Below are 24,683 nucleotides of genomic sequence, written 5' to 3' on the forward strand. Positions count from 1 at the left end.
TGCTGGTGCCGTAGGAGTTCTCATCTATTCACTGCACTGTCCAGAATCCGGAATGCCGTTTATTGCAATCTGGTACACGCTCGGCATCGCCATCAGCGGACTTCTCGGCATGATTGGCGGGCGTGTCGTCCTACATTGGTAAGGGAGGTTGAATTGTCTGGCAACAGAAAGAAGTTCCCCTATCGGTCGCAGCTAATTTGATTGCCAGTCAGAATCTCGCTAGCCTGAAAGCGCCCCGCTTGAGAGAAAAATTGGTAGAAACACCACAAATTAATTAATCAAATTCGTGCAATATAAGGAAATTAGCGAGCTCGCTATTTTGCCAGCACCGTTCCAAATAGCAATAGTTCGGCTTTTCTTACATTTTCCTTGAGAAAGGTCTAATACCCCCCCCTGAATGGAACATCCAGACAGTCGAGGGGTTTTGATTCATGTCAGTGCCTTGCGGTTTTAATTTACGGAGGAGTTATTGATATGGGCGAACTGTTATTCTGGATTGTGTTGGGCGGCTTGCCTGTTCTTTTAGCGTGCGGGTTTGTTTATGCGCACTACCTCAAAAGAACCGGTGACACAACTTCTGATGATGACGCCGCATAAAGGGACACGATCGCCATGCATCCAGTATTGGGCCACGCTATCCCTTATGCGCCGTGTTTTCAAGCCGATTACAAATCCGTATGTGCCCCTGATCAACTCACTCGCTGATCGGGTTTTGCATTTCATATTGTGCGCCACTATTGGATCCATTGGGTCGGCCTCTAAACACGCGTTATCAAAATAGCCGACGTCTTAGTAAAAACCCCTTCACCGTCTGCACGGGAAGGGATTTTTGCTTAACGCAGACTGAATCTATTTCCGGTAGGCTAAGCCGCTCCAAATTCGGCCTTCATCTCGGTGGCGACCACCGTGCACTGCACCGATATAGGCCGCCACTGCAGCAACCAAGGCTGACGCCGCCAAAAGGAAAGCACTCAGAATGCCCGCAATTTTGGTCTTCTCAGCAGTTTCCAACGCTTTATCTTTTGCATCCTCAAGCGCCTTTCTGGCTTGTTCTTTTGCCTCATCGATCTGCTTTCGCGCCTCATCGATTTTCTTCTGTGCTTCCGCTCTTACGGTCTGGACGCGCTCGATAGTCTGATTGACGCGGTTTTGGGCGTCGGTCTCACTCATTCCGGTTTGAGCTATAATCTGACGGACGAGCCAAGCTTTATCTTCATCGGTTATCTGTCCTGTCGAGAGCAGGTTGGAGAAAATGCTACCTGCTTGTCGGGTGAAATCAGCTGCATTTTGACCCTCCGCACCAGATGTGGGTGCTCTATCGTTTCGCAGCAATGTATCCGTAAAGTAGTCGACGGGATTGGCCTTCAAGCCCTGTGGCAGCATTTGCTCAATTGAGGGTGCTGCTGCTTGCCCGGTGCCTTGGATAATGCCGCCGGCTGCACTGCCAGCTCCAGATATTAGTCCTCCGGCCAATTGGCCGGCTCCTTGCGCCGTTCCTCCAATGACGGTTCCTGCTGTTTCTGCGACAGTTTGGGCTGCGCCTCCAACTGCTTTGACGCCGCCAGATAAAATTGAAAGTGCAAATAGCGCAGAAATTAATGTGCCCAAGCCCCAAACGGCCAGACCGTTCAAGCCATCGCGAACGGTCAATTCGTCCCGAGTAGCGGTACCGGCAGGTCTCCGCATGCGGCCGGCGATATAGCCACCCAGCATATAAGAACCAACTATGGAGATGATGACAAACAGCGCGGTAATGACCAGCCAAGCTACGCTTATATCGCCTCCGTTATCCAAAGATATCGAACCAAGACCAAGCCCGCTCGCGAAAGTCGTCAAGACTGTCATAGTGGCCGATGCAACAACTGTTCCTGCAAAAATTGCCGGCCAGTCTACATAACCGCGATCGCCGTCGTTCTGTACTGAAGGTTGATCAACCATTAGCGTAACCCCAGAAATGACAGGATAAACAAAACAATCACAACCAGTCCTACAAGATAGATTATTGAGTTCATTATCGTCCCTCCTTTGTAACCGATCGTACTAATGAACAATTCTTGAGGATAAAAAGTTCCAGATTTTTAGAGATGCTTGCTGAATAAGCTGCCCGGCTCAGTTTCAGTTTTAAGGGAACATATCTTGCGCGAAATAGTTCGGTTGGCTTCGGTTAAGAAGGAACACGGCTATGAAGTTAATATTGCTTGCTTTTTCGACCTTATTGCTAGTGCCAACACCACTTTATGCACAATCGACCGCTGAAAAAACTGGCGTCAACTCGCTGATTGGAACAGCACCCACCACGCAGGACTTCGTGACGCTTAGCGGAAGCAGTGACATGTTCGAGATCGAATCGAGCAAGATTGCGGTGGATAAGGCTGATCCTGCAACCAAGAGCTTTGCCCAGCAAATGGTTACCGATCACGAGAAAACGTCCGCCGAACTCAAGGATTTAATCGCTACGAAGGTGAAGTCAGTTAAAGCACCCGCGGTACCGACGGAAGATCACCAAACAATGCTAGACGACTTGAAAAAACTTCAAGGCGATGAATTTACCAAGCAGTATCGAAGCGATCAGGAATCGGTGCACGAAAATGCTGTCGATCTATTTAAGCGATATGGAGAACACGGCGATGATGCTGACTTGAAGGCCTGGGCAAATACTACCCGCCCGACCCTTGAGCATCATCTGAAGATGGCTAAGGAACTGAATGAATAGAAATATTGTGATGCGGCTGCGCCCGGGAAAGGGGAGCTCCTTAGCGGCGCACGGAGGTTAAAATGGAATACCGGGATAAAAACATCTTTATTAAGTGGAAAGAGACACCAGATAACGGCGTCAAGGTTGAAACCGATTTTCAGTGCTACGCCTTTCTGCTTGTTCCCTCGTTGGGAGATGACAATGAGTTGGCTCTAAAACGGGGAACGGTTCTGGTTTCCGCCCGCTCAGAAGCTGACGCAAGGGTAGTAGCCGCCCAATATGAGACGGCTGCTCTCCCTGGACAAGTGGCGATTGGAGACGTTGACCTTACAACCAACGAATCAAGTGCCTTTCGCGACGTAAAGTCCTATCAGGTCCACCGTGTCTGCGACGAACCGATCAATGTACCGAGAGGCTTGATCGATATGAAAGAAAGCGACTTCGAGAGTTGATTGCGTCCGGTGCGGCTCGCACAGAAGTCAGTTTTTACGTCTGTCGCCCTTCGTCTAACTGCTGCGCATGCTCGTGTTCGATGCGCTCCAGGATCGCAAGAGCCTCTTTGGCCACATCTTCTGTAAGCGAAACTTGAAGCCGACCTTTAAACGTTAAGGGCTGTTTCGTTGCCTTGTCTACGATAGACCAAGTGCCATCGCCCTTGTGTAACATCTCATAAGTGGTCACCATTTCTGTCTCCAAAAAGATCAATGCAATGTCCTGATTTCAATTTTCACTGCCGCACCGATCCGAATACGAAATATCCAACAACAATTAGTGCTAGGGTAAACAAGCAGAACAGAAAGGTTGGACGTTTCCGCTTGTCTCCGGTTCGCTCGGAAGAATGAGTAGATTCATCGGAATTCCATTCCGGGAGGCCGGACGCGTGACTGGAGGCGTTGCTTTCAGTGGCTTTTGTTGGATCTCGGTCTGATCGCGGTATTGCATCGTTATCCGGAAATGAGGATCCTCCAGCTTCTGCGTCGGTTTCCATCGGCGCCGCTGCCGGATCAAAACCAGCAGCTTTATCCCCGGTCGCGCCTTTTTGGATAGATCCCCTTATACGAGCGCCAGCGCTTTTCTTTGGTGAATTAGTTTTCATCACTATGATCCTCCGCCTTCCAACTACCAGCTAGGTCAATTGTTCCTCCGCAGAGCAGCAGGTCAGTATATTTAAAATCGTCACTTTTACTCAGGGAACAAATGCCCCTCCGCAGATGTTTCGTTGTCGTTACAAGGAGGAAAGAAGATGGATCACACCAATCACGTCCGCTTGACGAATGAAGAACTTATTGCTGATAATATTGAAGGGGCGACAGTGTACGGGGTCGACGATGAGAAAGTTGGCACCGTTGATCACGTTCATGGTGCGGGGCTTGGAAGCACCGTCATCGTTGACGTTGGCGGATTTCTCGGAATTGGGGCGAAACCGGTTGCCGTTCCAATCAGCGACCTCGAATTTATGCGAGACGAAAACGGCGACGTGCATGCAGTAACAAGTTGGAATAAAGCCCAGCTTGAAGAAATGCCTGAACATCAAGACTAATCGTATTTGTAAGCCCCGGGCGATCTGTCGCTCGGGGTAAGCACGTCGCTTAAGAGGACATTCGTTAAAACAAAGCCGATGAAGTTTTCTCGGGAGGGAAGCATGCATTGGAATAAAGGAAGGGGAAGTGCCGCAGAAGCTGCGCGAAGATAATGCGCTAACGGTGATTACGCGAATTCGTCACGCCGTATGAATTGAAAAAAGTTTGAACGAACATTTCGTCTTCACGCACACGGCTGGCGTTATGGTCATCCCATTGAAGTTGGTCCATAATTGTCTCCTCGTTCAGGAAAGAACCGCACATCGCGCCCAAAGCTCAACTTTGTCTCGATGTCATCGCCGTGGTTCGATTACCTCGTTTGTTCGAACCAATTCCAGCTGTTCACTAAACCGCTCGTAGCATAGCGAGATGACGGCATCGTGAGCCTGATCAGAGACACTGCATACCGCATCGGAAACCAGTATTGTTCGATAACCTAGATCGATGGCTCCAAGCAGAGCTGCAAGAACGCAGAGGTCGGTCTCTGTTACACTAATGAGCACAGTATGAATATTCCTGGTTTTCAAGTGGCGCTGCAGCGCGACCTCCATCCAAGGTGAAGTAACCCTCTTGTCGAGAACAACGGCCGGTGGCAAAAATTTCTGCAACGGTTCTGTGAGTTGGATAAGAGTTGGATCGATGCGATCCAACGTCAGCATTTGCCATTTTTGATAATAACGTTCCCACTTCCGAAGGTGGACTCCGGCGTTTTAGGCGGAATAAAGCAGGTAAAGACCGTTTTTGCGGGATGGCGAGAGCAAATCTCCACAATGTTGGGCAATACGGTCTTGGTCCAAGGCACATGCCAGGGCGACGATGGCCCGAAAAGATTCTGCATGTCTATACAAAGATGTATGCAGCGGTCTCCCAAATCACACCGTATAAGCCCGGTTTTAAAAGGCATGTTACCCTTTCTCTGGTCTTCCCGATCGTAAAAATTGTCGTCCTTTCGGCAACATATCCAGTCCTGCGGGGTTACTTGCTCCAAGGGTTACGAACACGGCGAAGAGCTAAGGGGACTTTTGATGAGGCTGGCAAAAATTCTCAAGCGGCTCGGACCAGGACTGGTAACAGGCGCTGCCGATGACGATCCGAGTGGAATAGCGACGTATTCCCAGGCAGGGGCACAGTTCGGTCCAACTTTAATGTGGACCATGACGCTTTGCTATCCTTTAATGGTGGCAGTGCAGCTTATCAGCGCACAAGTCGGTCGTGTTACTGGCCATGGATTAGGAAAAAGCCTCAGGAACGTCCTGCCCAACTGGTTGGTTCTAGGCTTGATTGCTGTCCTATTCATCGCCAACACAATTAATATTGGTGCCAATCTGGCAGCAATGGGAGAAGCAGCTAAATTGGTCATCGGGGGATGGTCTCATATTTATACGTTACTGTTTGCCATACTCTCTCTCTTGCTACAATTGTTCATCCCTTATCATCGCTATGTTCAATTCCTTAAGTGGTTGACGCTCGTATTGTTTGCCTACATAGCCCTTCTCTTTATGGTAAAAATCGATTGGCTTGCAGCAGCGCAAGGCCTTGTCATTCCCCGAATTCCTGGCAACGAAGCCGTTACTACGATTGTAGCGATTTTTGGTACGACCATCAGTCCATATCTATTCTTCTGGCAGGCGGCGCAAGAAGTCGAAGAGCTTGATCAGAAAGAGGAACGTGAACCACTCAAGCAGAAACGAAGTCAAGCTCCCGATGCATTGAAACGCATCCGCTGGGATACTTTTGTCGGCATGGCTGTTTCGAATATAGTCGGTCTGGCGATAATCCTCGGCACTGCCGCGACCCTCAATGCAGCAGGAAAAACGGATATTCAAAGTGCTGCAGATGCTGCAGAAGCGCTGAAACCTGTGGCAGGAAATCTAGCTGCTTTAATATTCAGTCTTGGAATCATTGGGACCGGTCTACTAGCAATTCCAGTGCTGGCAGGATCTTCTGCCTATGCTGTCTGTGAAATCGGCGGCTGGAGTGCCAGCCTCGAATATAAACCGATAAGAGCGAAAGCCTTTTATGCCGTCATTACGCTCGGCATGGTTCTCGGCCTTGCCATTGATTGGTCTCCGATCAATCCAATGAAGGCGCTCTTCTGGAGCGCGGTTATCAATGGTATTGCGGCAGTTCCCGTTTTAGTGGGGCTTATGATGGTCGTTTCAAATCGAGAGATCATGGGCGAATTCGTCGCTAACGCTGCCCTCAAGCTTTTTGGATGGCTGGCAACGGCAGTCATGAGCGCAGCCGCAATTGGCATGTTGGTGTTTCCAGGATAGGGTACCCACTTCGTCGATTATCTCTTCCGACGAGGCCTTTTGTTCTTCGGTTATAATGAATGAGGCCACAGACTGGATTTTGCGCAGCAGTAGCGCCGATTGAGCATCCGGTTCCAGTCCTATCTGGAGAATAAAACGGTAGTCCAAGCCGACACATCGAACTCTATAAGCACAAGACCGCTTCGACTAGTCCCGCGATGCGAATCTTGGAAGAAACGGAGCTGGATGTACGCCCGGCCCGCAGGCGCTTGTTATTATGATTAACCGGTCCGATGGACATTTGCCTTGTATCAGCGGGAGATGCTGGCGCGCGTTTTTTGTGCAGTCGAACCGCAAAACGGATGAAATTCATCTCTAATCAATGGACGCCAAAAATCAGAGCCCTAGCTATTGTAGTAATACATTTCGTAAGAGGCCCAGCTAATGATCGCACCACAGCACCCAGACGAATATCAATATCGGTACGTTGAGTGTCAAACCGCAGTGGCTGATGATGTCCTCCGTCTAATAGAAAAAGCAGAGAAAGCAGGATGGTCAGCGGCAGAAGCCGCTCGCGCGATTTCGGATATCGCCAAAGCTCTTTCCCGCGGTTTTGGAAATGAACTTCGCTCAAATGATTGACCCTGGATAATTCGATCGTAGAGTTCTCTCCTATAGAAGTTTGGATGGCTCACCTGACGGCGAGCCATCCCGATTGTTTAGTCATTCTTATGGCCCTGCTGGTCTTCCTTCACATGTTGTTCGTGAGTACCGCCACGTTGGGCCCCACCGGTCTTGTTATCGCCATCATTCTTGTGGCTCTGTTCACCAGCCTTCACATGCTGCTCATGGCTGCCGCCACGCTGACCAGAACCGCTCTTGTTTTCATTTATGTTATTAGGCATCGGTTTTCCTCCTATACAGTGCCAAAATGGGCACCTGGATTGAACCGTTCAAGGCGATGAATGTTTCGAAATATTTTACTGAATCCCGTTCTGTACGTTATCGTACAATTAATAGAACATCTTTAACATTCTGATTTACCTTAACTTATAGCTATGCCAAGGAACTTTTATTATAAGAGATAATTATTTATTATCTAATAAATTTAAAAAGTGTATGATTAACCTCTAAACTTAGGAGGCTGACTTGCCGTTTTTCAACGAAGCGAGCCGGATATATAATAATATTGAAGTCAATTTCCTACGAAGCTGCTTTAATAACGCAGCTATCATTCTTGAAGAAAGCGACCGCAATTATTCGGCTTCAGAACTCTCATCTTGCATCATTATGCTCTACGAGCACGGGCTACGCGATCAATCCTATCTCTGTGAACTCGCTGCAAGGTTGGCCCACCAGAAATTCACCAACCGCTACACCATGCCCGTTCTGTATGACAATTCAAACGAACATGAGGGAACAATTCCCTAACATGGACGTTCGGTGTTGCTAGATATCAACCCTTTGCAGCCCCCGCTCGGCGGTTGATGTCTGCCCTGCCTCGACAATCAGTTGCGGCAGGCTTTTTGGGAGAAAAGCAATGACTTGGGGACATGCAATTTCGATTGAAGTGGGTGGACTAGGTCGATGTATCGTGGTCGATAGTACGGCGGCAGCAGCTGAGTATCTAATTGAGAGCTGGCCATATGAAGCCAAGGGCAAAGAATATTGGCGTGCGCTCGAAACCTGCCTCGCGGAAATTGATGGAGAGTCAAGTAAAGCAAGAAAATACTTTATCGCCGCTGCAAAAGCGGCCGCTCTCAACATTATGCCTGCTACAGTGCATTAACAGAATTCATCCACGCGATGGCGGCGAAGAATCGTGAGGATGATAAGACCCCGGTGCTCTGGGATGTGCACCGGGGTTTTTCCTTCTCGTTCGACCTGCACCGCAACCGATCAATTCGACAAAAGAAAAACTGTTGGCTTCGAGTGTGACCCTGCCCCTGGAAAACCAAACATGCTTAGGTTGATCGATTTCATTAAATGGAGGCAACAATTATCTGGAATATTCTTCTTGGGAGTCTGTTTACACTTCATTGTTTAATGGCGAGGACATCGAGATGAAACAGATCATTAGAGCGATGGTCATCACAGTGGGATCATCGATGGCATTTGCGCAGACACAAGGTATGCCGACCCAGACCGGCGGCCAGGAACCAGAAATTCCTGGCAACCCGCCCGCAGCGTCCGAGCGACCACCGTCAGTGCCGGAGAACGTACCCGTACCCAAAACAGCTCAACCACAAAAGCATGACCGTAAAGCACGGATCGGGAAGCATACGAAATGTGTGCAAGGTCAGGATGCAAATAAATGTCGGGATCAACAACGCGGTCGAAAATAGCCTTAACTCGAACTTACGAAATATGAAGTGATAGGCGGTGGGTATCTAAAACCCCCGATAAGCGTATAGTTTTCTTTTCCGAAGGAGAACGATATGCCGCTTTTTAACGAGGCAAGTCGGATTTACAAGCCGGAAGAAGTCAATTTCATGAGGAGTTGCTTTTCGCGGGCAGCAATCCTGCTGGAAGAAAGCGACCGCGAATATTCCGCAACGGATCTTTCCACCGCAATTATAAAACTTTATCAAAGTGGTCTTAGAAACCTTAATTATATCAGCGACTTATCGTCCCATCTTGCACACAAGCGGTATTGTGACCGCCATAGCAATATGTCTGCGGCATCCAACTCGAATATAGCCCCATCCCAGAAAATACCATCGTGACTTTCAAACGAAAGACTTAAACACTTCGTTGGAACAAATTTGGGCCCCGCTGTTTGGAAGAGCTATTTCCGCTTTGGGCTCGCGCCTAACGGAGGCAGCGTTTCATTCCAACAAGTGCAACGCCGGAGGAAATGACATGCCTGCAAAATCGAAAGCACAGCAACAAGCCGCAGGAGCGGCGCTGGCCGCCAAGCGTGGAGACAAGGCCAAAAGTAGCTTGCGCGGCCCATCAAAGCAGATGGAAAAATCTATGAGCAAGACAGAATTGGAGAAAATGGCATCGACGAAGCAAAAGGCAAAACCGGAACACACGTCCAAGTCTTGACCACGCGAACCATCTCATGCGCCCATTCAAAACTGCCCTGACACACTTGCTCCGATGGCATGCCACATCCTGTTTTAAGAAGAATATCGAAAATATGAAACAAATGGCACACTCACGGGTTTGGTAGATCTGCCGCAGAAAATGTTGCGGCACTAAACTTTGAAACCAAACTGGGAGAGCTTGAAATGGCCAGAACCAAACAACGCACACTGGACGATCTCTTTTACGATACGCTGAAAGATATCTATTACGCTGAACGCAAGATAGTGAAGACACTGCCCAAGATGGCGCGGGCAGCAAGCGATGAAAAGCTCAAAAATGCCTTCAAGAAACATCTTGAGCAGACAGAAGGCCATGTCGAGCGTTTGCAGCAATGTTTTGAGATTCTCGGCAAGCGAGCCCAGGGGAAGACCTGCGACGCCATCGAGGGCATCATTGCCGAAGGGGAAGAAATCATTGAAGAATTTTCCGATACCCCAGCTTTAGACGCAGGACTGATTTCTTCAGCACAAGCAGTCGAACATTATGAGATTACCCGTTATGGCACGTTGAAACGCTGGGCTGAAACGCTTGGTTACAAAGACGTGGCCAAATTACTTGACCAAACTTTGCAGGAAGAAGGCCAGACCGACAAGGATTTGACCCAACTTGCTGAGAGCTCGATCAACCGTCACGCAGAAGCCGCCTGATTTTCATGGACGTTATCGAGAAAATCTGTGTCGTCAGCCAGACTACCGACAGCAAACACAATGTTGCCAGTGTCGAGGCTCTCGCAGCGCGGTTGGCGAAGCTGTCAGGAAGCAGTCTCAGTCCTTCCTCGCAAAATTTCGACGATGTAGATGGGACGTTATTCGTCCCGACTTTCTCGCTGATCAGACAGAGCCATCCCGAACTCGACGCAAATCAGTTTTGGGGTGGCTGTGTTGATCAGGAGTTCATGACGACAAAACTGGCGACCCACCCCGCCTGGAACGAAGAAGACGAGTTGCCTGCCGGTTGGAAACCGCAATTCGCCAAGGATTTGGGAAGTGCAGCGCTGGCGGGCTTCTCCGTTTTCTCGCACGATCAAGCTGCACGAGCGGGCGCCTTTTTGCTCGACAAGAGTAAGATCCGACTGAAAGACCCTTACGCATCTGGCGGTAAAAACCAATGTGTCTTTGAAAACAACCACGAACTGGACGTGTTTCTTCAATCGCTTTCGCAAAGCGAGATAGCGAAAGGAATGGTGATTGAAGAAGATGTCGAGAATTCATCCACTTACTCTGTCGGACAAGTCAACGTCGCTGGTCTGACGGCGAGCTATCTTAGCCGCCAGTACATTGCGCACGACCTCGTGGGCGAAAGCGTTTATGCCGGCAGTAGACTTTACGTGGTTCGGGGAGGATGGGATGAGCTGCTGTTGCGCTTGCGCATGCCTGTCGCGCACCGAATAATTGAAGGCGCAAGGCGTTACGATATGGCGGCGGGAGAGCATTTCGGGCTTGTGGCGTCTCGAAAAAACTATGACGTTCTGGTTGGCCCCATAACGGAAGACGGCTTTTGCTGCGGCGTGCTCGAACAGTCCTGGCGCGTGGGCGGCGCTTCGCCCGCCGAGATTCTCGCTCTGGAAGCAATGAGCGAGGACCGGTCCATCTGCGCGCTACAAGTGATTGCGCGCGAGACTTACGGCGCAACTCCCCGGTTCGAGGTCAACGACTTTATCGTCTATGTCGGCCCGGACGATACCGGCCAGCCACTCCATAAGTATGCACGCATAGAGAAAATCTATCATGATCCGTAACGATACAATCATCGATGTGGGCCCGCATCAGCTGGAAGCCACAGTTATCTCACCCGATACAACGATTCCGGGTATCCTGTATCTGCATGGCTGGGCTGGCAATCAGGAACGCGACATCGAACGGGCTAAATCAATTTCTGAGCTCGGTTGTGTTTGTTTAACCTTCGACATGCGCGGTCACGGCCATACGATCACCAGCAACAAGACAGTTACACGGGGAGAAAATCTGGACGATGTCATTGCGGCCTATGATCGGCTGGCGAGCCTGAAGATGGTCGAAGAGGGATCGATTGTCGTCGTGGGCAGTAGTTATGGGGGGTATCTCGCTACGCTTTTGACAGAGTTCCGGCCCGTTAGATGGCTGGCACTCAGGGCCCCTGCCCTTTATCGCGATAGTTCTTGGCAATTACCGAAAGCACAACTCGACCGGGTCGACCTCGAGGCCTATCGCTCGGCACTGGTGGGAGCAGAAGATAATCGTGCGCTCCATCAGGCCAGAGAGTTTCATGGCGATGTGCTGCTTGTTGAATCCGAACATGACACAATCGTGCCTCATCCGACCATAGCAAGCTATCAAAGCGCGTTCATCCACGCACATTCGCTCACCGTGAGAACGCTTGGCGGAGCAGATCATGCCCTTTCGGACGCTATTTATCTAAAGGCTTACAATCAGCTTTTAACGCGCTGGATCAGAGAAATGGTTCTCGGAGCGCGTTAATTCGTGCCTCGGTTCAAATTTCATTATTCAAAGCTAGACCTTGCCGTTTCTCGTTCGCTGTCTTCCGATATTGCTTATGGAACATTCATTCGCTTTACTGGTTAGGATACCTCTCACAGAAGGGAGGAATTCCATGAAAAGGTCAATCCACTATCCCGCAACTGCTGCACTTGTTCTATTCGCATCCGCTGCATTTGCCCAAACATCTCCGTCGGAAAAGCCGCTAACACCTGCGGTAACAACGCCTGGCGAAACCAATCCAAAAGCGCCTGTACCGGGGAAGAACAGCTTTACCGAGGAGCAGGCAAAGCAACGCCTGACTGACGAAGGCTATACCGAAATCATGAACCTCGAACTCAGCGAAGATGGCATTTGGCGGGCCGAAGCGATGCGCGACGGACAGCCTTTTAAGGTTCAGCTCGATTATCAGGGCAACATAACGACCCGATAAGCAAGTAGCTAAGCCCTAAACTGAATGAAGGAGAGGACGATGGTACATGTCACAGGTCTATTCGACAATCACGATGAAGCGCTTGACGCGGTCCGTGCTCTGGAAGAAGCTGGCATTTCGGCCGACAATATCAGTCTGATATCCAACAATACCAACGGACAATATGCCGGTGATGCGGTGCGGGAAGACCAATCCACAATCACGGGCGTTGAAACCGGGGCTGGCGTTGGCGCCGTCGCAGGCGGTGGTGCTGGACTGCTGACAGGACTTGGCTTGCTCGCAATACCCGGCGTCGGGCCCGTTGTTGCTGGTGGCTGGCTCACGGCCACACTGGTCGGGGTGCTTGGTGGCGCAGCTGCCGGAGGTGTCGCAGGCGGAATTGTCGGCGCGCTTATGGAAAGCGGCCTTCCTGAGGAAGAAGCGCAAGCCTATTCAGAAGCAATTCGCCGAGGCAGCACCCTGATCGTCGTTCGCTGTGACGAGAACGAACGACAAAAGGCCGAAGCAATTTTCGATGAATGGGCGCGCGTGGACATAAGGAAGAGACGCAACGCCTATATCGATGAAGGCTGGGAAGGGTTCAACGCTTCTGGAACTCCCTATACATCCGACCAGATTGAACAGGAACGCCGTCGATGGCAATAGGCCGGGAACGGAGCAGCCACTATGAAGGAGCTTTCTCCCAAGGATGCCCGTCAGGGTCGAAAAGGTCGTCATGTTTTCGTGATCCTTATCGTCAGCCTCATTCTGGCACTCATTGTCTGGGCTGCCGTTGGCTTTTACGGCTCCCAAATACCGGGTCGGGGTTTCATGGTAGATGACAGCAAGCCACCTGCGACCACGGAATCGCAAACGCCTGCCTCCGCGACCGGTACGCGATGACACGCCGTGCGCATAAACAACCGGAAGTCGCGTTGGGACCTGTCCGTCACGAAGCGCTCTATTGCAGTATGCGATTCCTGAACGATCGACGATGGCCGACGAATTCGCCAGTGAACCATAGCGCGAGTCCAAACGTGAAGTTTGTTACAGCGATAGCGCGGAACATCGATGGCCTGACTGGGTTAGGCTCATGTCACGCGCGACGAAACGCATTTTGAAACACCCAAACCACCGGAAGGAAAGAAAATGGCCCAGAGTCATTCACAAAGCCATACCCAGGGTGGCACCCACGAACAGCATGTAAAAGCTGGTCAGCAAAGCCATAAGAATGATGGCAAGCAGGCAAGCGGTGGCAACAATCAGCAGTCCTCATCACGTGGCGGCTCGCATGAGCAACATGTGAAGGCGGGACAGAAAAGCCACAAGAATTCATGACCAAAGGGGGCGGCCTTGTGCCGCCCCATTCTCAAACCGAACCGTGGTTCGGAAAGGTCAGACTGATGTCTTGCCCTCTTCATTCCGACTACACGTTGGAACCTGACGAACTTGTGGAGTTGATCCCCGCTCTGCGCGCTTTTTCGCGCACTTTTTATCGACAAAGGGAAGATGCCGAAGATCTCGTTCAAGAAACACTTCTCAAAGCTCTCGCCAATCGGGAGAAATACGTCCCTTATTCCCCCCTCAAATCGTGGCTTTTCACTATTATGCGCAACACTTTTTGCACCCGTATCCGGCTGCAGAAGAGAGAAGCGCCCGGTGTTTCCGATTGCGTATCTCCAATTGCGAGCCTAGGTCCCTCCCAGGAAGACACTGTTGAAGCACATGATGTGCAAATCGCGCTGCAAACACTGCCGCACAAGTATCGCCGGGTACTTTCGCTGGTGGTGTTTGAAGGCAAAAGCTACGAACGTACAGCGGAACTTTGCGAGTGCTCAATCGGTACGGTCAAAAGCCGCTTGCATCGGGCCCGCCATAAACTGCACAACATAGTCGATGGTTCATGAATGGAAGCAATCAGGCTCGATTGTCTGATGAGAAACTGGTTATGACGGTGCAACGCGACCCGCTGATAGCTTGCGTTTTGAATTAAGGCATGACCAACTGTCTGTTATGACAAGTCGAAATGATAGTGCCATGCATTCATTTTCTGGTAAACATATCCTGGTTTTTGAAGACAGTTTTCTTCTATCGGAAGAAGCAGCGCAAAAGCTTGGGTCCATTGGGGCTTTCATTCTCGGACCCGTCAATACGATTGAGCAAGGATTGCGTTATCTGGAAAGCAATCTGGTTGACGCAGCGATACTGGATGTTGCGCTCGAACCAGCAGCCGTGCTGCCACTTGTCGAAGCACTTGAAACGCGCTCGACTCCCTTTGTCTTTGCGCTGCCGGTCAACCCCGCCATCGACAGCAAAGGCTTCGCTGGCTTTGTACTCAGCAACCGAGACAATGACCTATCCGTCATCGCGGAAGCACTTTTTCGGCGACGTGGTCTGGAACAGTAGGCCTGATCTTAGGCCTCTTTTGCAACGTAGTTGGAACACTGGATGTCTCCGGTGGTTAGGTCCGAAGCAACAACTATGCTGAGGAAGGACTACCCGTCATGAATGAGCAGTATCCCGCCCCACCTTTCGATACGCCCCGTCAATGCACACCCGGTTTGACGGAACGAATGAATCCAAGACCCGACCATGGCGAGCAATCCTACAAAGGGTCCGGAAAGCTTGAGGGCCGCAAAGCCATCATAACGGGCGGCGATAGCGGCATCGGTCGGGCCGTTGCAATTGCGTTCGCGCGCGAAGGTGCAGATGTGCTTATCGCCTATCTTCAGGAAGAGGCTGACGCGCTTGAAGCCGCTGCATTGATCGAGGCTGAGGGGCGCAAGGCTATCTTGATGAAATGTGACATTCAGCGTGCAGAAAACTGCCGGGAGATCGCGAAGCGGGCCGCGAGAGAATTTGGCCAGATCGATATTCTGGTTAACAACGCGGCACACCAATCGAGTTTTGCCTCGCTTGAAGATATCAGCGACGTTGAATGGGAATTGACCTTCCGCGTGAACATCCATGCGATGTTCTATTTGACGAAGGCCGCTTTACCCCATATGAAGCCGGGCGCGGCAATCATAAATACAGCTTCGATCAATTCAGACATGCCGAACCCGACCTTGTTGGCCTATGCGACAACCAAGGGCGCTATCCAGAATTTTACGGCAGGTCTAGCTCAATTGCTGGCGGAGAAAGGCATTCGCGCCAATGCAGTTGCGCCGGGTCCAGTATGGACACCACTAATCCCCTCCACACTTCCGGAAGAAGCTGTGGCGTCCTTTGGAAAGCAGACCACAATGAAGCGACCAGCCCAGCCCGCGGAACTGGCATCTGCTTACGTCATGCTGGCCGACCCGCTATCAAGTTATACCTCGGGTGCGACCATCGCGGTCACTGGCGGCAAGCCTATTCTGTAATTAAGCGCCCGCATGGAGCGGGCACTATTAATTGGGAGGATTGGTTTGTAAAGAATGAGGAGGCTGCTGCGTGCCAGCGTCGTCATCGGCTGTTCGAAACAGAAGAGAGCCAACGACCAAAAGTAAAACCACGCCGATGATCAAGGGAAGAAGTGTTTTCATTCGTCTTCAACGCGCTGTGCGTAAAGCCAGTGCTCCTTCTCTAGGTCGTCCTTTTTCGAACGCTTAGCCTCTTTTCGCGCCTTAAGCTTTTCAGACTCAGTATCCAGTGCGCGAGATGTCTTTTTATTATTATTCGACGCCTGCTTGTCGACAGTATCCACCATGTCGTTCTCCTTTGAACAGATGCCTCTAACCGACAAGGGAGGCCGATGTTCCCGATGAGGGAAGTTATTTGCTTTCATTCCGGTTAAGAGCTGCAATGAGGCTCATCAATTGAGGTTCGTCGACCAACAGACCCACTTCCTCTGTAGAAAGCCATTTGCGCTGACGCTGCTCATATTCTGGCCATTGTGCCTTCTCACATTGAACATGCAAGGGATAAACCTTAACCTTCACTGGGATGAATACTCTCTTCAAGCGTTTCCAATAAAGATAGTGGCCGATTGTCGAACGAGCGACGTTTCCTTCAATTCCGGCTTCTTCCTGAGCTTCGATGCGCGCAACATCGGCCATACTTCTTTTTTTCATCGGCCAACCTTTCGGCAGGGTAAATCTGCGCGTCCCGCGCGATGTAACAAGCATGATCTTAAGGCTGCCATTTTCAAACCGATAAGGAAGTGCAGCGGCCTGCTCGATCTCCTTACCGGCCTTCGCCCGTCGAATTCGCTTCTTCCATTTTCGTTTGCCCATTACTCCCTCCTCAGGGACCATCCGATGCATAACCGCAATCATTGCGTTCTGTTCCATTGAAACAAAAGCGTGGTTTCGCTGTTGGGAGCAACCATAGGATAGGGAGAAAATGACAATGCACGACACAACGCAAATGAATTGCATTAGTACCTGACTCGAATGCTATCGCACCTGTACAGAGATGGCGTCGGACCATTGCCTCAAACGTGGAGGGCCGCATGTCGAACCAAAGCACTTACGAACCATGCTGGCTTGCGCCGAAATTTGTGGAACTTCAGCGCAGGTGATGATGCTTCAAAGTCCTTATCATTACGCGCTCTGCATGCTCTGTGCGCGGAAATGTGAAGACTGCGCCGATAGTTGTCGTGCTTTAGAGGGAATGGAAGCCTGTGTTAAGGCATGCGAACGTTGCGCCGTATCATGCCGCGAAATGGCAATTCATCATTCGGGATAAGGCAATGTTCTCGAAACGGCCTTTCTTGAGGTATCCAATGGATCGCGTCGGGATTGATTCCGAGAACCAATGCCACTGCGACGGCGCGCGCCTTCAACTCCGTGGTTAGAACTGTCAACCGCGAGAGGACCCAAAAATAGTTACGACTTGACCCGACGACGATTGCCCATTCATAATCTGCATCTAGATCGACAATATTGTAGCCACTGTAGAACGGGCCGAAGAACGATACCTTCAGCGCACCCTCATCTGTAGCACCGACAAATCGCGCAGTGCCCGTTGCGCTTGTTGTGCATCGCTTCCAAGGATCAAAGCCTCGATTGACGACGCGTATCGTTCCATCTGCATTCCAAGAGTATTCCGCAGAGGTACGGGTCAGACCGCGTTCAAACCGGTTTTCGATACGTCCCAGTTCAAACCATTTTCCAAGGTAGCGCGAGATGTCAAATGGCTTGACTGGAATAACACCTTTTGGCACCTGCGGTGACGCGGCCCTTGCCAGAGCGATCCCCAGTGCCAACCCCGAAATGCCGAGTAGAAACTTGGCCGTTCTCATGTGTTGTCCTTCCTTGTCAGTCCATGCCTAACCTCATGCAAGAAAAATGGTTCCGCCCTCAGGCATACACGATCAACCATTTCAGCGTATTGCGTTCGGCTTTGCTCAGTCGAGGGGCCACAAGCCGGTCTGAGGCGACTGCTTCAATTTCGGATGCCAGCATGCCTTCAAGCCAATGTTCGATGACATTCGGATGAATATAGGCACTCCGACATACTGCACGCGTATTGCCAAGGGCTTGTGCAATTTTATCAATCACCTCATTGAGTGCTCGTTTCTTCGCGGCTTCGCTATCAGGAAGTTCCTTAGATTGAAATGCATCAAGCGCGCCGACGGTTGCAGCCCAAGTTCGGAAATGCTTGGATGTGAATTCGCTCTTCATGGCATCCTGCAAGTAATCATTGATATCCTGAGAGCTAACAGGGCGATAACTCCCCTCATCATTGACATACTGGAACAAGTGCTGTCCGGGAAGTTCTTGTATGGAGCGTACAATACGTGTAATTCGGCGATCGGACAGTTTCAGGTTCCAGTTTTGACCTGATTTACCCGTGAAAACGAGGCGCAGGCTGGCTCCTTCGTCTTTCACATGGCGGTTGCACAAAGTCGTGACACCAAAGCTCTTATTTGCTCGCGCGTAAGCGGAATTACCAACGCGCAACAACAACCGGTCCATCAACCAGATAATTGTCGCGACAACTTTTTCTCGGCAGAAAGAGCGTCGACGCATATCTGCGTCAATCTTCTCGCGCAGGTGGCTCAAATTGCTGCCAAAATATTGCAAGCCCGAAAACTTGCTGTCGCCACGTCGTTTCATCCAGTCGGGATGATAGATATATTGCTTTCTGTCACGCGCATCGCGGCCTGTTGCCTGTATATGCCCATATTCGCTCTGACATATCCAAACGTTCTTCCAAGCGGGTGGAATGGAAAGAGCTACAATGCGCGCTTTATCGGCCGCACTAACAGCACGTTTTTGGCTATCGACATAGCGAAAACCTTTGCCACAGCGAATTCGCTTCAGCCCAGGTTCGGCATCACTGGTATGATTCAGGCGTGAACGGACCGTTGAATTCTTCGCCAATGCGATCCCCGATTTTTCAGTCGTGATTTCATCGGTGAGATAACACCCCAAAGGAGCGGTGGGTTCCCGCATCAAACTCTAAACCCGGAACCTTCCAGCCTTCAGGTGGTTATTCTCCATTAAAAAGAGGATAAGCCGGTGCCTCAAGCATTCTGGAAAGGTTATCTGAAATTGTCGCTTGTCACCTGTGCCGTGGAATTGACGCCTGCGACGAGTGACAGCGAAAAAGTGCGTTTCCACACGCTCAATGTTAAAACGGGCAACCGGGTGATCAGTCGCTATGTCGATTCAGTGACACATAAGCCCGTGCGCGACGAAGACGAAATTAAGGGTTTCGAGAAGGCCGAAGGAGACTATGTCCTCCTCGAGGACGACGAGCTCGAAGCCGTGGCTCTCGAAAGCACTCGCACCATCGATATCGAAAAATTCGTGGAGCGCGATAGCATCGGTTGGATTTGGTACGATAAACCCCATTATCTTTCACCATCTGACAAGGTCGGGCAGGAAGCCTTTGGCGTTATTCGGGAGGCAATGGACAAGAGCGGTGTCTATGGTCTGGCAAGGCTTGTCATGTATCGGCGTGAACGAGCTGTTCTTCTGGAGCCACGCGGACAAGGTATTGTGCTATGGACATTGCATTTTGGTGATGAAGTTCGAAAAGCCGACGATTACTTCGTAGGCATCAAGGCGGAGAAGCCCGACAAAAAGCTGTTCTCCATGGTTCGCACACTGATCAAGCGCAGAACGGAGGACTGGAAGCCGGGCTTGCTGAAGGATCCGGTTCAGAAGAACCTGCAGTCAATGATCGCCGCCAAGAAAAAGAAAATTAAAACGCCGACAAAACCCAAATCAGCAGCGACCGCCCCGGCGACCGGCGGCAATGTCATCAACATCATGGATGCTTTACGCAAAAGCCTTACCAACGAGAAAAAGCAGCATTAGCTTCTCAGGATACAACCTTTTCGCACTATTTTGGTAAAGCCGTCGCCGCTTTGCGAAAGTCGTACCAGGGATCAAGCTTCGAAGCTGCTAGCCGCGTTGCTGTATTCAAAATCGTAAAATGTGCTGGACCGATAGCGGTATTTAGTTCATTCCAGGCGAGTGGCATAGAAACGGCTGCTCCAGGGCGAGCACGTGGCGAGTAAGGTGCAACAGCCGTCATACCTCGTTGATTGCGCAAATAATCAATGAGTATTTTGCCTTTGCGTTTGGCTTTGGAAATGGTCGAAACATAGCGATCAGGACTGTCTGCCGCCATCTCATCGGCAATCGACTTGGTAAAGGTTTTGAGGCTGTCCCAATTGGCTTTCGGCTTCAATGGCACGACGACGTGCAGTCCCTTTCCTCCGGATGTTTTTACAAATGTTGTCAGGCCATGCTTCTCAAGCCGCTCTTTGGTTTCAAAGGCCCCGTCGATGACACGTTCCCAGGCAACCCCTTCCCCTGGATCAAGGTCCATGGTTAGCATATCCGGCAATTCCCAGTCCCTGAGACTCGAACCCCAAGGATGGATTTCTAGCGAGGCAGCCTGAACCAAACCGATCAAACCGTCAAAATCCTTGATTGCGATGTAAGGCTCTTCATCCTTCTCCGAGGGATCATTCACCTCAACAATATGTTCGTTCAAACCCTTCCAAGCATGTTTCTGGAAGAAATGCTGGCCATCTATACCGGTCGGACAGCGCAGCAGAGCCAAAGGACGATTGACAATATATGGTTCAATTCGTGACCAGACTTCGGCGTAGTAATCCACCAGCCCCTGTTTTGTTATGCCCTCCTCCGGCCAGTACACGCGATCCGGGTGAGTGAGCTTCACGTCAGCTTCTTCGAGGGATGTCCTATACGGCTGAGATGGCATTGCACTTTTATCCAATGTGACCTCCTCGGCAGTCTTGTCGTCACGCAGTCCGCGGAAAGATGCATGGCGCAGTCTTTTGTCCGCAGTCCATGCACGGAACTCGACTTCTGCAACCAATTGCGGCTTGACGAATATCGCACCGCGTTTTTCTTCAGCGGTCAGCTCTATTGCGAATGGGCTTTGTTTCTGACGTATCGACGTGAGCTTCGTGTAAAGATCTTTGGCCAGCTTGACGGAAAAACCAGTTCCCACACGCCCAACAGGAACAAGTCCTTTCTTCTCCTGAGCGCCCAACAGCAGAGAACCAATTGCGCGAGACGTTGAAGTTGAAGGCACAAATCCGGCAATTACAAACTCCTGCCGTCCTATGCATTTCGATTTGCGCCAGCCCTTGCTGCGCCCGGAAATAGAAGGAGCATCGCTCAATTTCGAGACGATGCCCTCCAGTCCGAGACCACAAGCATTCTTCAATACAGCGTCACCATCGGCATCAAAGGCTTCGCTATAGCGCAGCGTTCTCGAGGCATTGGAAATGAGCTTTGCCAGTAGGGATTTGCGTTCGACGAGCGGCACTTGCCGCAAATCGCGGCCATCCTGATAAAGCAGATCAAAGATATAAAAGGCGAACCGGTCCGAACGTCCGTCACTCAGATCGCTTTGCAGTGCCGAAAAGTCCGACAGCCCCGCCTTATTTTCCACGACAATCTCGCCATCAAATATGGCATTCTCGACTCCCGTAGCCAGAAGATCGTTGACTATCGAACGGCCAAATTTCTTTGTCCAATCTAGCCCGCTGCGTGAATAGAGCACGACTTTATCATCAGCGACATGCGCCTGAATGCGATAACCATCAAACTTGATTTCGTGAATCCAGCGGCTTCCTCCGGGCGCGGCTGATACCAATGTCGCCAATTGAGGTTCTATGAATGGCGGCATCGCAGCTTTCTTTGCGCGCCTCGACAATGGCACAGCATTGCCTTCCTTCGCTGCGCGGTTTTTATTCAGCGGTCCGGTTTTGGACGACCAGCCCGGCGCTTCATTTTCCACATCGGCGATAACTCGCCCGGTTTTCACCGATTGCGGTTTCTCCTCAAGAATATCGGGGTCGTCAGCCTCTCGTGAAAACTCGTCCTCGCCCTTTATGAGTAGCCAGTTTTCTCGCTTTTCGCCCGGTTTTCCATGCATTCGAACCAGATGCCAGCGCCCCTTCAGTTTATCGCCGCTCAGTTCGAACTCGAGATGCCCCTTCTTATAATTTTTGCGGGCATCGCCAACGGAGGTCCATTGTCCGCTATCCCAGACAATGACCGTCCCACCGCCGTACTCCCCCTTGGGGATCGTACCTTCAAATCCGGCATATTCAAGCGGATGATCTTCCACATGGACGGCCAAACGTTTCTCGCCCGGGACCAGACTTGGGCCCCGTGTGACCGCCCAGCTTTTTAACACTCCGTCCATTTCCAGCCTGAAATCATAATGCAGCCGACGCGCATCGTGTTTTTGCACCACAAATAAATCGCCCCTGCTTCGCCTGGCTTTGCCGCGGGGCTCCTTCGTCAGGTTGAAGTCACGTTTCTTATGATAGGTTTCAAGCGGCTGTCCCATTATCCAGCCTTTCGAGGCTTCGCTTTGGTTGTTGCGGATTTAGCCGGTTGCTTTTTTGGAGAGCTCAAGGCTGCGCTCTTGCGTAAGGCTTCCTTCAAATCAATCACGTCGGCCGCCCTGGGAGCTTCAGGCTTTCTGAGCGGTTTTCCTTCAATCTTTGCCTTAATCAAGTCGGCTAGTGCTGCATCATATCGGTCGTCAAAACTTGCCGGATCGAAGCGGCCCATCTTGGTGCCGATAATATGCTTGGCCAGATCGAGCATTTCCTGATCGAACTTGAATGCTTCCAGATCTTCGAAAGCCTCTTTTACAGGTCGAACTTCGTAATCAAAGTTCAGCGTCGATGCGATCATCCCCTCGCCATCCGCGCGAATGAGAATTTTGCGTGCACGGCGAAAGAGCACCGCCTCAGCGACTGCCGCCACTTTTTCAGCTTTCATTCCATCACGGAGAAGCAAAAACACCTCGTCATCATCAGTGGGCGTCAGATAATAAGGTCGATCGAGATAAACATCGTCGATTTCACTGCATTTGACGAAATGCGTGATATTGAGTGTTTTATTGCTTTCGGGAATTGCAGACTGGATTTCTTCATCATTGAAACTGACATATTTGCCGGACGAAACTTCATATCCCTTCATCTGCTCCTCTCGGGGAACAGGTTTACCCGTATCGCTATCGACAAATTCACGACTGAGACGATTACCCGTCTTGCGATTGATGAGATGAAAAGAAACCCGCTCTGATGTCGATACAGCCGTATAAAGGCCGACCGGCATCAAAAGCTGATCGACTTTCAACAGACCTTTCCAGTTTGCGCGCGGAGCCATAGCTGCCTCGCTCCTGTGACGAATTGAACCTGATTGGATAAACTCACGCGAACTACTGGTTGTTCCCGACGATTTAGTCAGAAATGCTGCTTTGACATTTCTATCATCCGCTCTAGCTTTCCGCCTTGAATTTCCTCGCCTCTGCAAGAAGTTTCGGTCGGTCCCGGTGACCAAGGCGATCAATCAAATCACGCGCCTGCAAAGGCGACAGGTCCGAATTCTCGGCCAGAAACTTGATATCCTCATCTTCTGTGAGAGGAGCGTGCTTATCGGGTTGGCTAGCCATGATGGTTCTTCCTTCCGTTAACGCTTTTAGGGCATCCACGGCTGACCGCCTTTAGTGCCCTTAACAGCCTCTGGTGTCCAACGAACTCATCTGTCAAATGTTCCAGTATTGTCTCCGTCGAGGGCAGAGAAGATTTCGTGGCAATTTAGGCACCTTGGCGAAAAAGAGGCCGCATCATAGTCAGATGAGACTGTTATTAATCTGTGAATTTGCGAACTTATTATCCCTACTGTTGGCTCACGATATCGGTTATTGCGACTACCGCCGATCCCATCCGACTTCCTCTGCCCCGCTCATGGAACATTTATTTGAGGACGAAGTTAGATATCGTTGGGTGTCAACTGTCGTGTGACCAAGCTTGGGAGATTGACGCCTGCCCTGCCTCTGCCACCCCGTCGAGGCAGGGCGTTTTTGATGGAACTATTCCTGCTTTACTGCATTTTATGGCCGTTTATAGCCGATACAGGCTTCGACTGGTGGCAGAAGGGAGGGTTTCATGCCGCTGTTTAATGAAGCGAGCCGCATATATGGGCCTGAGGAAGTGGAGTTGATGCGCAGATGCTTCGCACAAGCAAATGAAAAGCTCGAGCAAGCTGAAAGCAAGTTTTCAGCTTCGAATTTGGCCTCGAGCATTGTCAGACTTTATCAAAGCGGGCTGCGCGATGAGACCTACATTGTTGACCTGGCGGCTGGCATAGCAAGCGCCAGGTTTCTGATGGAGGAAACCGACTTCAATTTCACCAATTCCAACGATCCTATGGAGGAGAACATCGAATGAGTTGGGGTGAACCTGTTGACATTCAGCTTTATGGCGTTGGCAAATATCAAGCTGTCACGAGTACACCAATGGCTGCTGAATGCCTTTTGAACTATTGGCCAGAAGGCCAACACGGAGAGGAATATGAGGAGGCATTGCAAGCCGTTCTTGCCGATTTGGAAGGCAAGCCGAACACAGCACGCGCATCGTTCATTAGAGCGGCCCGGGTCGCAGGTTTGAATATCCGTCCTAGTCAAACGTCGATACTAAACTGATAAGAGTGGCAATGGCTGATCGCAAGAAACGTCCCCGGTCCGATAGATTTCTCGTTCGAGAGAAACACGCGACCGATCCTGTTCCCACAGAACCAAAGGATCACCAGGCGAGACCGACTCATGAACAGTCGAATTCACCTGGGAGCGAGATAATAAAGGCTCCACAAGAGCCTTACCCGGATCGGTCCGAGAACTAACCGGGGATTGCTCTTTGAGCCTTTGCGCGCCGTAGAGCGCTGTTGTTGCGCATTG

Annotated in this window: 35 protein-coding genes; 23 read left to right on the forward strand and 12 right to left on the reverse strand. The window is 50.7% G+C overall.

The genetic code is table 11. The features are described from left to right. Positions 1 to 142, forward strand: a 142-nt coding sequence (locus FHW03_RS20365) for an NrsF family protein (protein WP_182522282.1), incomplete at its 5' end; no start/stop codon positions are given. 707 nt (positions 143 to 849) lie between these two features. Here the strand turns inward: FHW03_RS20365 and FHW03_RS20370 are convergent. Next, positions 850 to 1,938 (reverse strand): ATP synthase F0 subunit B, encoded by a 1,089-nt coding sequence (locus FHW03_RS20370; RefSeq protein ID WP_182522283.1) that lies wholly within the window; start codon positions 1,936 to 1,938, stop codon positions 850 to 852. 244 nt (positions 1,939 to 2,182) lie between these two features. On the opposite strand from FHW03_RS20370, the gene FHW03_RS20375 reads away from it, so the two are divergent. Continuing rightward, on the forward strand, positions 2,183 to 2,713 hold the full coding sequence (locus tag FHW03_RS20375; RefSeq protein ID WP_182522284.1) for a DUF4142 domain-containing protein: 531 nt from the start codon (positions 2,183 to 2,185) through the stop codon (positions 2,711 to 2,713). A gap of 62 nt (positions 2,714 to 2,775) precedes the next feature. After that, a complete protein-coding gene (locus FHW03_RS20380) occupies positions 2,776 to 3,147 on the forward strand; it encodes a hypothetical protein (RefSeq protein WP_182522285.1) in 372 nt (123 codons plus the stop codon). 34 nt (positions 3,148 to 3,181) lie between these two features. Here the strand turns inward: FHW03_RS20380 and FHW03_RS20385 are convergent, their stop codons facing one another. Together FHW03_RS20385 and FHW03_RS20390 are read right to left on the reverse strand one after the other, a co-directional pair. After that, positions 3,182 to 3,379, reverse strand: a complete 198-nt coding sequence (locus tag FHW03_RS20385; RefSeq protein WP_182522286.1) for a hypothetical protein — start codon at positions 3,377 to 3,379, stop codon at positions 3,182 to 3,184. Between the two features lie 43 nt (positions 3,380 to 3,422). Next, on the reverse strand, positions 3,423 to 3,791 hold the full coding sequence (locus tag FHW03_RS20390) for a hypothetical protein (protein WP_182522287.1): 369 nt from the start codon (positions 3,789 to 3,791) through the stop codon (positions 3,423 to 3,425). A gap of 147 nt (positions 3,792 to 3,938) precedes the next feature. Here FHW03_RS20390 and FHW03_RS20395 point away from each other — a divergent pair, with 147 nt between their 5' ends. Beyond that, a complete protein-coding gene (locus FHW03_RS20395; RefSeq protein WP_182522288.1) occupies positions 3,939 to 4,235 on the forward strand; it encodes a PRC-barrel domain-containing protein in 297 nt (98 codons plus the stop codon). Positions 4,236 to 4,568: 333 nt separating this feature from the next. On the opposite strand, the gene FHW03_RS26090 is transcribed toward FHW03_RS20395, so the two are convergent. Next, positions 4,569 to 4,934 carry a cysteine hydrolase family protein gene (locus tag FHW03_RS26090; RefSeq protein WP_377515324.1) on the reverse strand — a complete coding sequence of 122 codons (366 nt, stop codon included), beginning with the start codon at positions 4,932 to 4,934 and terminating at the stop codon, positions 4,569 to 4,571. Positions 4,935 to 5,300: 366 nt separating this feature from the next. Between FHW03_RS26090 and FHW03_RS20405 the strand changes: the two genes are divergently transcribed. Together FHW03_RS20405 and FHW03_RS20410 are read left to right on the forward strand one after the other, a co-directional pair. Further along, complete coding sequence (locus tag FHW03_RS20405; RefSeq protein ID WP_182522289.1) at positions 5,301 to 6,551, forward strand: Nramp family divalent metal transporter; 1,251 nt, start codon at positions 5,301 to 5,303, stop codon at positions 6,549 to 6,551. A gap of 423 nt (positions 6,552 to 6,974) precedes the next feature. Next, a complete protein-coding gene (locus tag FHW03_RS20410) occupies positions 6,975 to 7,172 on the forward strand; it encodes a hypothetical protein (RefSeq protein WP_182522290.1) in 198 nt (65 codons plus the stop codon). A gap of 77 nt (positions 7,173 to 7,249) precedes the next feature. On the opposite strand, the gene FHW03_RS20415 is transcribed toward FHW03_RS20410, so the two are convergent. Next, complete coding sequence (locus tag FHW03_RS20415; RefSeq protein WP_182522291.1) at positions 7,250 to 7,435, reverse strand: hypothetical protein; 186 nt, start codon at positions 7,433 to 7,435, stop codon at positions 7,250 to 7,252. A 244-nt stretch (positions 7,436 to 7,679) separates the two neighbouring features. Here FHW03_RS20415 and FHW03_RS20420 point away from each other — a divergent pair, with 244 nt between their 5' ends. The 14 genes from FHW03_RS20420 (at position 7,680) to FHW03_RS20485 (ending at position 15,874) form a co-directional block, all read left to right on the forward strand. Further along, a complete protein-coding gene (locus tag FHW03_RS20420) occupies positions 7,680 to 7,961 on the forward strand; it encodes a hypothetical protein (RefSeq protein ID WP_182522292.1) in 282 nt (93 codons plus the stop codon). A 109-nt stretch (positions 7,962 to 8,070) separates the two neighbouring features. Beyond that, positions 8,071 to 8,319, forward strand: a complete 249-nt coding sequence (locus FHW03_RS20425) for a DUF982 domain-containing protein (RefSeq protein WP_182522293.1) — start codon at positions 8,071 to 8,073, stop codon at positions 8,317 to 8,319. A 274-nt stretch (positions 8,320 to 8,593) separates the two neighbouring features. Beyond that, on the forward strand, positions 8,594 to 8,875 hold the full coding sequence (locus FHW03_RS20430) for a hypothetical protein (protein ID WP_182522294.1): 282 nt from the start codon (positions 8,594 to 8,596) through the stop codon (positions 8,873 to 8,875). Positions 8,876 to 9,392: 517 nt separating this feature from the next. After that, positions 9,393 to 9,581, forward strand: a complete 189-nt coding sequence (locus FHW03_RS20435) for a DUF3008 family protein (protein WP_182522295.1) — start codon at positions 9,393 to 9,395, stop codon at positions 9,579 to 9,581. 185 nt (positions 9,582 to 9,766) lie between these two features. Continuing rightward, positions 9,767 to 10,270 (forward strand): ferritin-like domain-containing protein, encoded by a 504-nt coding sequence (locus tag FHW03_RS20440; protein WP_182522296.1) that lies wholly within the window; start codon positions 9,767 to 9,769, stop codon positions 10,268 to 10,270. A gap of 5 nt (positions 10,271 to 10,275) precedes the next feature. Beyond that, on the forward strand, positions 10,276 to 11,361 hold the full coding sequence (locus FHW03_RS20445) for a DUF3182 family protein (protein WP_182522297.1): 1,086 nt from the start codon (positions 10,276 to 10,278) through the stop codon (positions 11,359 to 11,361). Continuing rightward, entirely contained in the window at positions 11,351 to 12,079 is a 729-nt protein-coding gene (locus FHW03_RS20450) for an alpha/beta fold hydrolase (protein WP_182522298.1), read from the forward strand. Before FHW03_RS20445 ends, FHW03_RS20450 begins: the two co-directional genes overlap by 11 nt. A gap of 133 nt (positions 12,080 to 12,212) precedes the next feature. Continuing rightward, positions 12,213 to 12,530, forward strand: coding sequence for a PepSY domain-containing protein (locus FHW03_RS20455; RefSeq protein ID WP_182522299.1), 318 nt, complete (start codon positions 12,213 to 12,215; stop codon positions 12,528 to 12,530). Positions 12,531 to 12,569: 39 nt separating this feature from the next. Then, a complete protein-coding gene (locus FHW03_RS20460) occupies positions 12,570 to 13,175 on the forward strand; it encodes a hypothetical protein (RefSeq protein WP_182522300.1) in 606 nt (201 codons plus the stop codon). A 21-nt stretch (positions 13,176 to 13,196) separates the two neighbouring features. Then, positions 13,197 to 13,412 carry a hypothetical protein gene (locus tag FHW03_RS20465; protein ID WP_182522301.1) on the forward strand — a complete coding sequence of 72 codons (216 nt, stop codon included), beginning with the start codon at positions 13,197 to 13,199 and terminating at the stop codon, positions 13,410 to 13,412. 246 nt (positions 13,413 to 13,658) lie between these two features. Then, the gene (locus FHW03_RS20470; RefSeq protein ID WP_182522302.1) at positions 13,659 to 13,847 is read left to right on the forward strand and encodes a hypothetical protein; all 189 of its coding nucleotides are present in this window, start codon (positions 13,659 to 13,661) and stop codon (positions 13,845 to 13,847) included. Between the two features lie 65 nt (positions 13,848 to 13,912). Then, the gene (locus FHW03_RS20475) at positions 13,913 to 14,416 is read left to right on the forward strand and encodes a sigma-70 family RNA polymerase sigma factor (RefSeq protein ID WP_182522387.1); all 504 of its coding nucleotides are present in this window, start codon (positions 13,913 to 13,915) and stop codon (positions 14,414 to 14,416) included. 130 nt (positions 14,417 to 14,546) lie between these two features. Next, positions 14,547 to 14,915 carry a transcriptional regulator gene (locus FHW03_RS20480; protein ID WP_182522303.1) on the forward strand — a complete coding sequence of 123 codons (369 nt, stop codon included), beginning with the start codon at positions 14,547 to 14,549 and terminating at the stop codon, positions 14,913 to 14,915. Between the two features lie 98 nt (positions 14,916 to 15,013). After that, positions 15,014 to 15,874 carry an SDR family oxidoreductase gene (locus tag FHW03_RS20485; protein WP_182522304.1) on the forward strand — a complete coding sequence of 287 codons (861 nt, stop codon included), beginning with the start codon at positions 15,014 to 15,016 and terminating at the stop codon, positions 15,872 to 15,874. A gap of 158 nt (positions 15,875 to 16,032) precedes the next feature. Here FHW03_RS20485 and FHW03_RS20490 read toward each other — a convergent pair whose 3' ends face one another. From FHW03_RS20490 to FHW03_RS20505, 4 genes are all read right to left on the reverse strand, one after another. Continuing rightward, positions 16,033 to 16,200 (reverse strand): hypothetical protein, encoded by a 168-nt coding sequence (locus FHW03_RS20490; protein ID WP_182522305.1) that lies wholly within the window; start codon positions 16,198 to 16,200, stop codon positions 16,033 to 16,035. Between the two features lie 64 nt (positions 16,201 to 16,264). Continuing rightward, entirely contained in the window at positions 16,265 to 16,726 is a 462-nt protein-coding gene (locus FHW03_RS20495) for an NUDIX hydrolase (protein ID WP_182522306.1), read from the reverse strand. Between the two features lie 392 nt (positions 16,727 to 17,118). Then, complete coding sequence (locus FHW03_RS20500) at positions 17,119 to 17,736, reverse strand: lipocalin family protein (RefSeq protein WP_182522307.1); 618 nt, start codon at positions 17,734 to 17,736, stop codon at positions 17,119 to 17,121. A gap of 58 nt (positions 17,737 to 17,794) precedes the next feature. Next, on the reverse strand, positions 17,795 to 18,892 hold the full coding sequence (locus tag FHW03_RS20505) for a DNA topoisomerase IB (RefSeq protein ID WP_182522308.1): 1,098 nt from the start codon (positions 18,890 to 18,892) through the stop codon (positions 17,795 to 17,797). A 66-nt stretch (positions 18,893 to 18,958) separates the two neighbouring features. On the opposite strand from FHW03_RS20505, the gene FHW03_RS20510 reads away from it, so the two are divergent. Then, on the forward strand, positions 18,959 to 19,762 hold the full coding sequence (locus FHW03_RS20510) for a Ku protein (RefSeq protein ID WP_182522309.1): 804 nt from the start codon (positions 18,959 to 18,961) through the stop codon (positions 19,760 to 19,762). A gap of 25 nt (positions 19,763 to 19,787) precedes the next feature. On the opposite strand, the gene ligD is transcribed toward FHW03_RS20510, so the two are convergent. From ligD to FHW03_RS20525, 3 genes are all read right to left on the reverse strand, one after another. Beyond that, complete coding sequence (gene ligD / locus FHW03_RS20515) at positions 19,788 to 22,283, reverse strand: DNA ligase D (protein ID WP_182522310.1); 2,496 nt, start codon at positions 22,281 to 22,283, stop codon at positions 19,788 to 19,790. Beyond that, positions 22,283 to 23,113 carry a Ku protein gene (locus tag FHW03_RS20520; protein WP_182522311.1) on the reverse strand — a complete coding sequence of 277 codons (831 nt, stop codon included), beginning with the start codon at positions 23,111 to 23,113 and terminating at the stop codon, positions 22,283 to 22,285. Before FHW03_RS20520 ends, ligD begins: the two co-directional genes overlap by 1 nt. A gap of 112 nt (positions 23,114 to 23,225) precedes the next feature. Continuing rightward, positions 23,226 to 23,399 (reverse strand): hypothetical protein, encoded by a 174-nt coding sequence (locus FHW03_RS20525; RefSeq protein WP_182522312.1) that lies wholly within the window; start codon positions 23,397 to 23,399, stop codon positions 23,226 to 23,228. 496 nt (positions 23,400 to 23,895) lie between these two features. Here FHW03_RS20525 and FHW03_RS20530 point away from each other — a divergent pair, with 496 nt between their 5' ends. After that, positions 23,896 to 24,177, forward strand: a complete 282-nt coding sequence (locus tag FHW03_RS20530; RefSeq protein ID WP_182522313.1) for a hypothetical protein — start codon at positions 23,896 to 23,898, stop codon at positions 24,175 to 24,177. Beyond that, positions 24,174 to 24,431 carry a DUF982 domain-containing protein gene (locus FHW03_RS20535; protein WP_182522314.1) on the forward strand — a complete coding sequence of 86 codons (258 nt, stop codon included), beginning with the start codon at positions 24,174 to 24,176 and terminating at the stop codon, positions 24,429 to 24,431. The genes FHW03_RS20530 and FHW03_RS20535 overlap by 4 nt, the downstream gene beginning before the upstream one ends. Positions 24,432 to 24,683 lie beyond the last annotated feature (252 nt).

It is taken from the genome of Ochrobactrum sp. RH2CCR150 (assembly GCA_014138095.1).
Lineage (GTDB): Bacteria > Pseudomonadota > Alphaproteobacteria > Rhizobiales > Rhizobiaceae > Brucella > Brucella gambitense.

Excerpts from the sequence above, each read along its gene's own strand:
- FHW03_RS20465 (WP_182522301.1), top strand. The coding sequence starts at position 13,197 with ATGAAGGAGCTTTCTCCCAAGGATGCCCGTCAGGGTCGAAAAGGTCGT.
- FHW03_RS20525 (WP_182522312.1), bottom strand. The coding sequence starts at position 23,399 with ATGGCTAGCCAACCCGATAAGCACGCTCCTCTCACAGAAGATGAGGAT.
- FHW03_RS20380 (WP_182522285.1), top strand. The coding sequence starts at position 2,776 with ATGGAATACCGGGATAAAAACATCTTTATTAAGTGGAAAGAGACACCA.
- FHW03_RS20415 (WP_182522291.1), bottom strand. The coding sequence starts at position 7,435 with ATGCCTAATAACATAAATGAAAACAAGAGCGGTTCTGGTCAGCGTGGC.
- FHW03_RS20505 (WP_182522308.1), bottom strand. The coding sequence starts at position 18,892 with ATGCGGGAACCCACCGCTCCTTTGGGGTGTTATCTCACCGATGAAATC.
- FHW03_RS20490 (WP_182522305.1), bottom strand. The coding sequence starts at position 16,200 with ATGGTGGATACTGTCGACAAGCAGGCGTCGAATAATAATAAAAAGACA.
- FHW03_RS20385 (WP_182522286.1), bottom strand. The coding sequence starts at position 3,379 with ATGGTGACCACTTATGAGATGTTACACAAGGGCGATGGCACTTGGTCT.
- FHW03_RS20425 (WP_182522293.1), top strand. The coding sequence starts at position 8,071 with ATGACTTGGGGACATGCAATTTCGATTGAAGTGGGTGGACTAGGTCGA.
- FHW03_RS20435 (WP_182522295.1), top strand. The coding sequence starts at position 9,393 with ATGCCTGCAAAATCGAAAGCACAGCAACAAGCCGCAGGAGCGGCGCTG.
- FHW03_RS20530 (WP_182522313.1), top strand. The coding sequence starts at position 23,896 with ATGCCGCTGTTTAATGAAGCGAGCCGCATATATGGGCCTGAGGAAGTG.
- FHW03_RS20500 (WP_182522307.1), bottom strand. The coding sequence starts at position 17,736 with ATGAGAACGGCCAAGTTTCTACTCGGCATTTCGGGGTTGGCACTGGGG.
- FHW03_RS20485 (WP_182522304.1), top strand. The coding sequence starts at position 15,014 with ATGAATGAGCAGTATCCCGCCCCACCTTTCGATACGCCCCGTCAATGC.
- FHW03_RS20440 (WP_182522296.1), top strand. The coding sequence starts at position 9,767 with ATGGCCAGAACCAAACAACGCACACTGGACGATCTCTTTTACGATACG.
- FHW03_RS20520 (WP_182522311.1), bottom strand. The coding sequence starts at position 23,113 with ATGGCTCCGCGCGCAAACTGGAAAGGTCTGTTGAAAGTCGATCAGCTT.
- ligD (WP_182522310.1), bottom strand. The coding sequence starts at position 22,283 with ATGGGACAGCCGCTTGAAACCTATCATAAGAAACGTGACTTCAACCTG.
- FHW03_RS20480 (WP_182522303.1), top strand. The coding sequence starts at position 14,547 with ATGCATTCATTTTCTGGTAAACATATCCTGGTTTTTGAAGACAGTTTT.
- FHW03_RS20535 (WP_182522314.1), top strand. The coding sequence starts at position 24,174 with ATGAGTTGGGGTGAACCTGTTGACATTCAGCTTTATGGCGTTGGCAAA.
- FHW03_RS20495 (WP_182522306.1), bottom strand. The coding sequence starts at position 16,726 with ATGGGCAAACGAAAATGGAAGAAGCGAATTCGACGGGCGAAGGCCGGT.
- FHW03_RS20395 (WP_182522288.1), top strand. The coding sequence starts at position 3,939 with ATGGATCACACCAATCACGTCCGCTTGACGAATGAAGAACTTATTGCT.
- FHW03_RS20390 (WP_182522287.1), bottom strand. The coding sequence starts at position 3,791 with ATGAAAACTAATTCACCAAAGAAAAGCGCTGGCGCTCGTATAAGGGGA.
- FHW03_RS26090 (WP_377515324.1), bottom strand. The coding sequence starts at position 4,934 with ATGCTGACGTTGGATCGCATCGATCCAACTCTTATCCAACTCACAGAA.
- FHW03_RS20455 (WP_182522299.1), top strand. The coding sequence starts at position 12,213 with ATGAAAAGGTCAATCCACTATCCCGCAACTGCTGCACTTGTTCTATTC.
- FHW03_RS20475 (WP_182522387.1), top strand. The coding sequence starts at position 13,913 with ATGTCTTGCCCTCTTCATTCCGACTACACGTTGGAACCTGACGAACTT.
- FHW03_RS20445 (WP_182522297.1), top strand. The coding sequence starts at position 10,276 with ATGGACGTTATCGAGAAAATCTGTGTCGTCAGCCAGACTACCGACAGC.
- FHW03_RS20450 (WP_182522298.1), top strand. The coding sequence starts at position 11,351 with ATGATCCGTAACGATACAATCATCGATGTGGGCCCGCATCAGCTGGAA.
- FHW03_RS20430 (WP_182522294.1), top strand. The coding sequence starts at position 8,594 with ATGAAACAGATCATTAGAGCGATGGTCATCACAGTGGGATCATCGATG.
- FHW03_RS20410 (WP_182522290.1), top strand. The coding sequence starts at position 6,975 with ATGATCGCACCACAGCACCCAGACGAATATCAATATCGGTACGTTGAG.
- FHW03_RS20405 (WP_182522289.1), top strand. The coding sequence starts at position 5,301 with ATGAGGCTGGCAAAAATTCTCAAGCGGCTCGGACCAGGACTGGTAACA.
- FHW03_RS20470 (WP_182522302.1), top strand. The coding sequence starts at position 13,659 with ATGGCCCAGAGTCATTCACAAAGCCATACCCAGGGTGGCACCCACGAA.
- FHW03_RS20370 (WP_182522283.1), bottom strand. The coding sequence starts at position 1,938 with ATGGTTGATCAACCTTCAGTACAGAACGACGGCGATCGCGGTTATGTA.
- FHW03_RS20460 (WP_182522300.1), top strand. The coding sequence starts at position 12,570 with ATGGTACATGTCACAGGTCTATTCGACAATCACGATGAAGCGCTTGAC.
- FHW03_RS20375 (WP_182522284.1), top strand. The coding sequence starts at position 2,183 with ATGAAGTTAATATTGCTTGCTTTTTCGACCTTATTGCTAGTGCCAACA.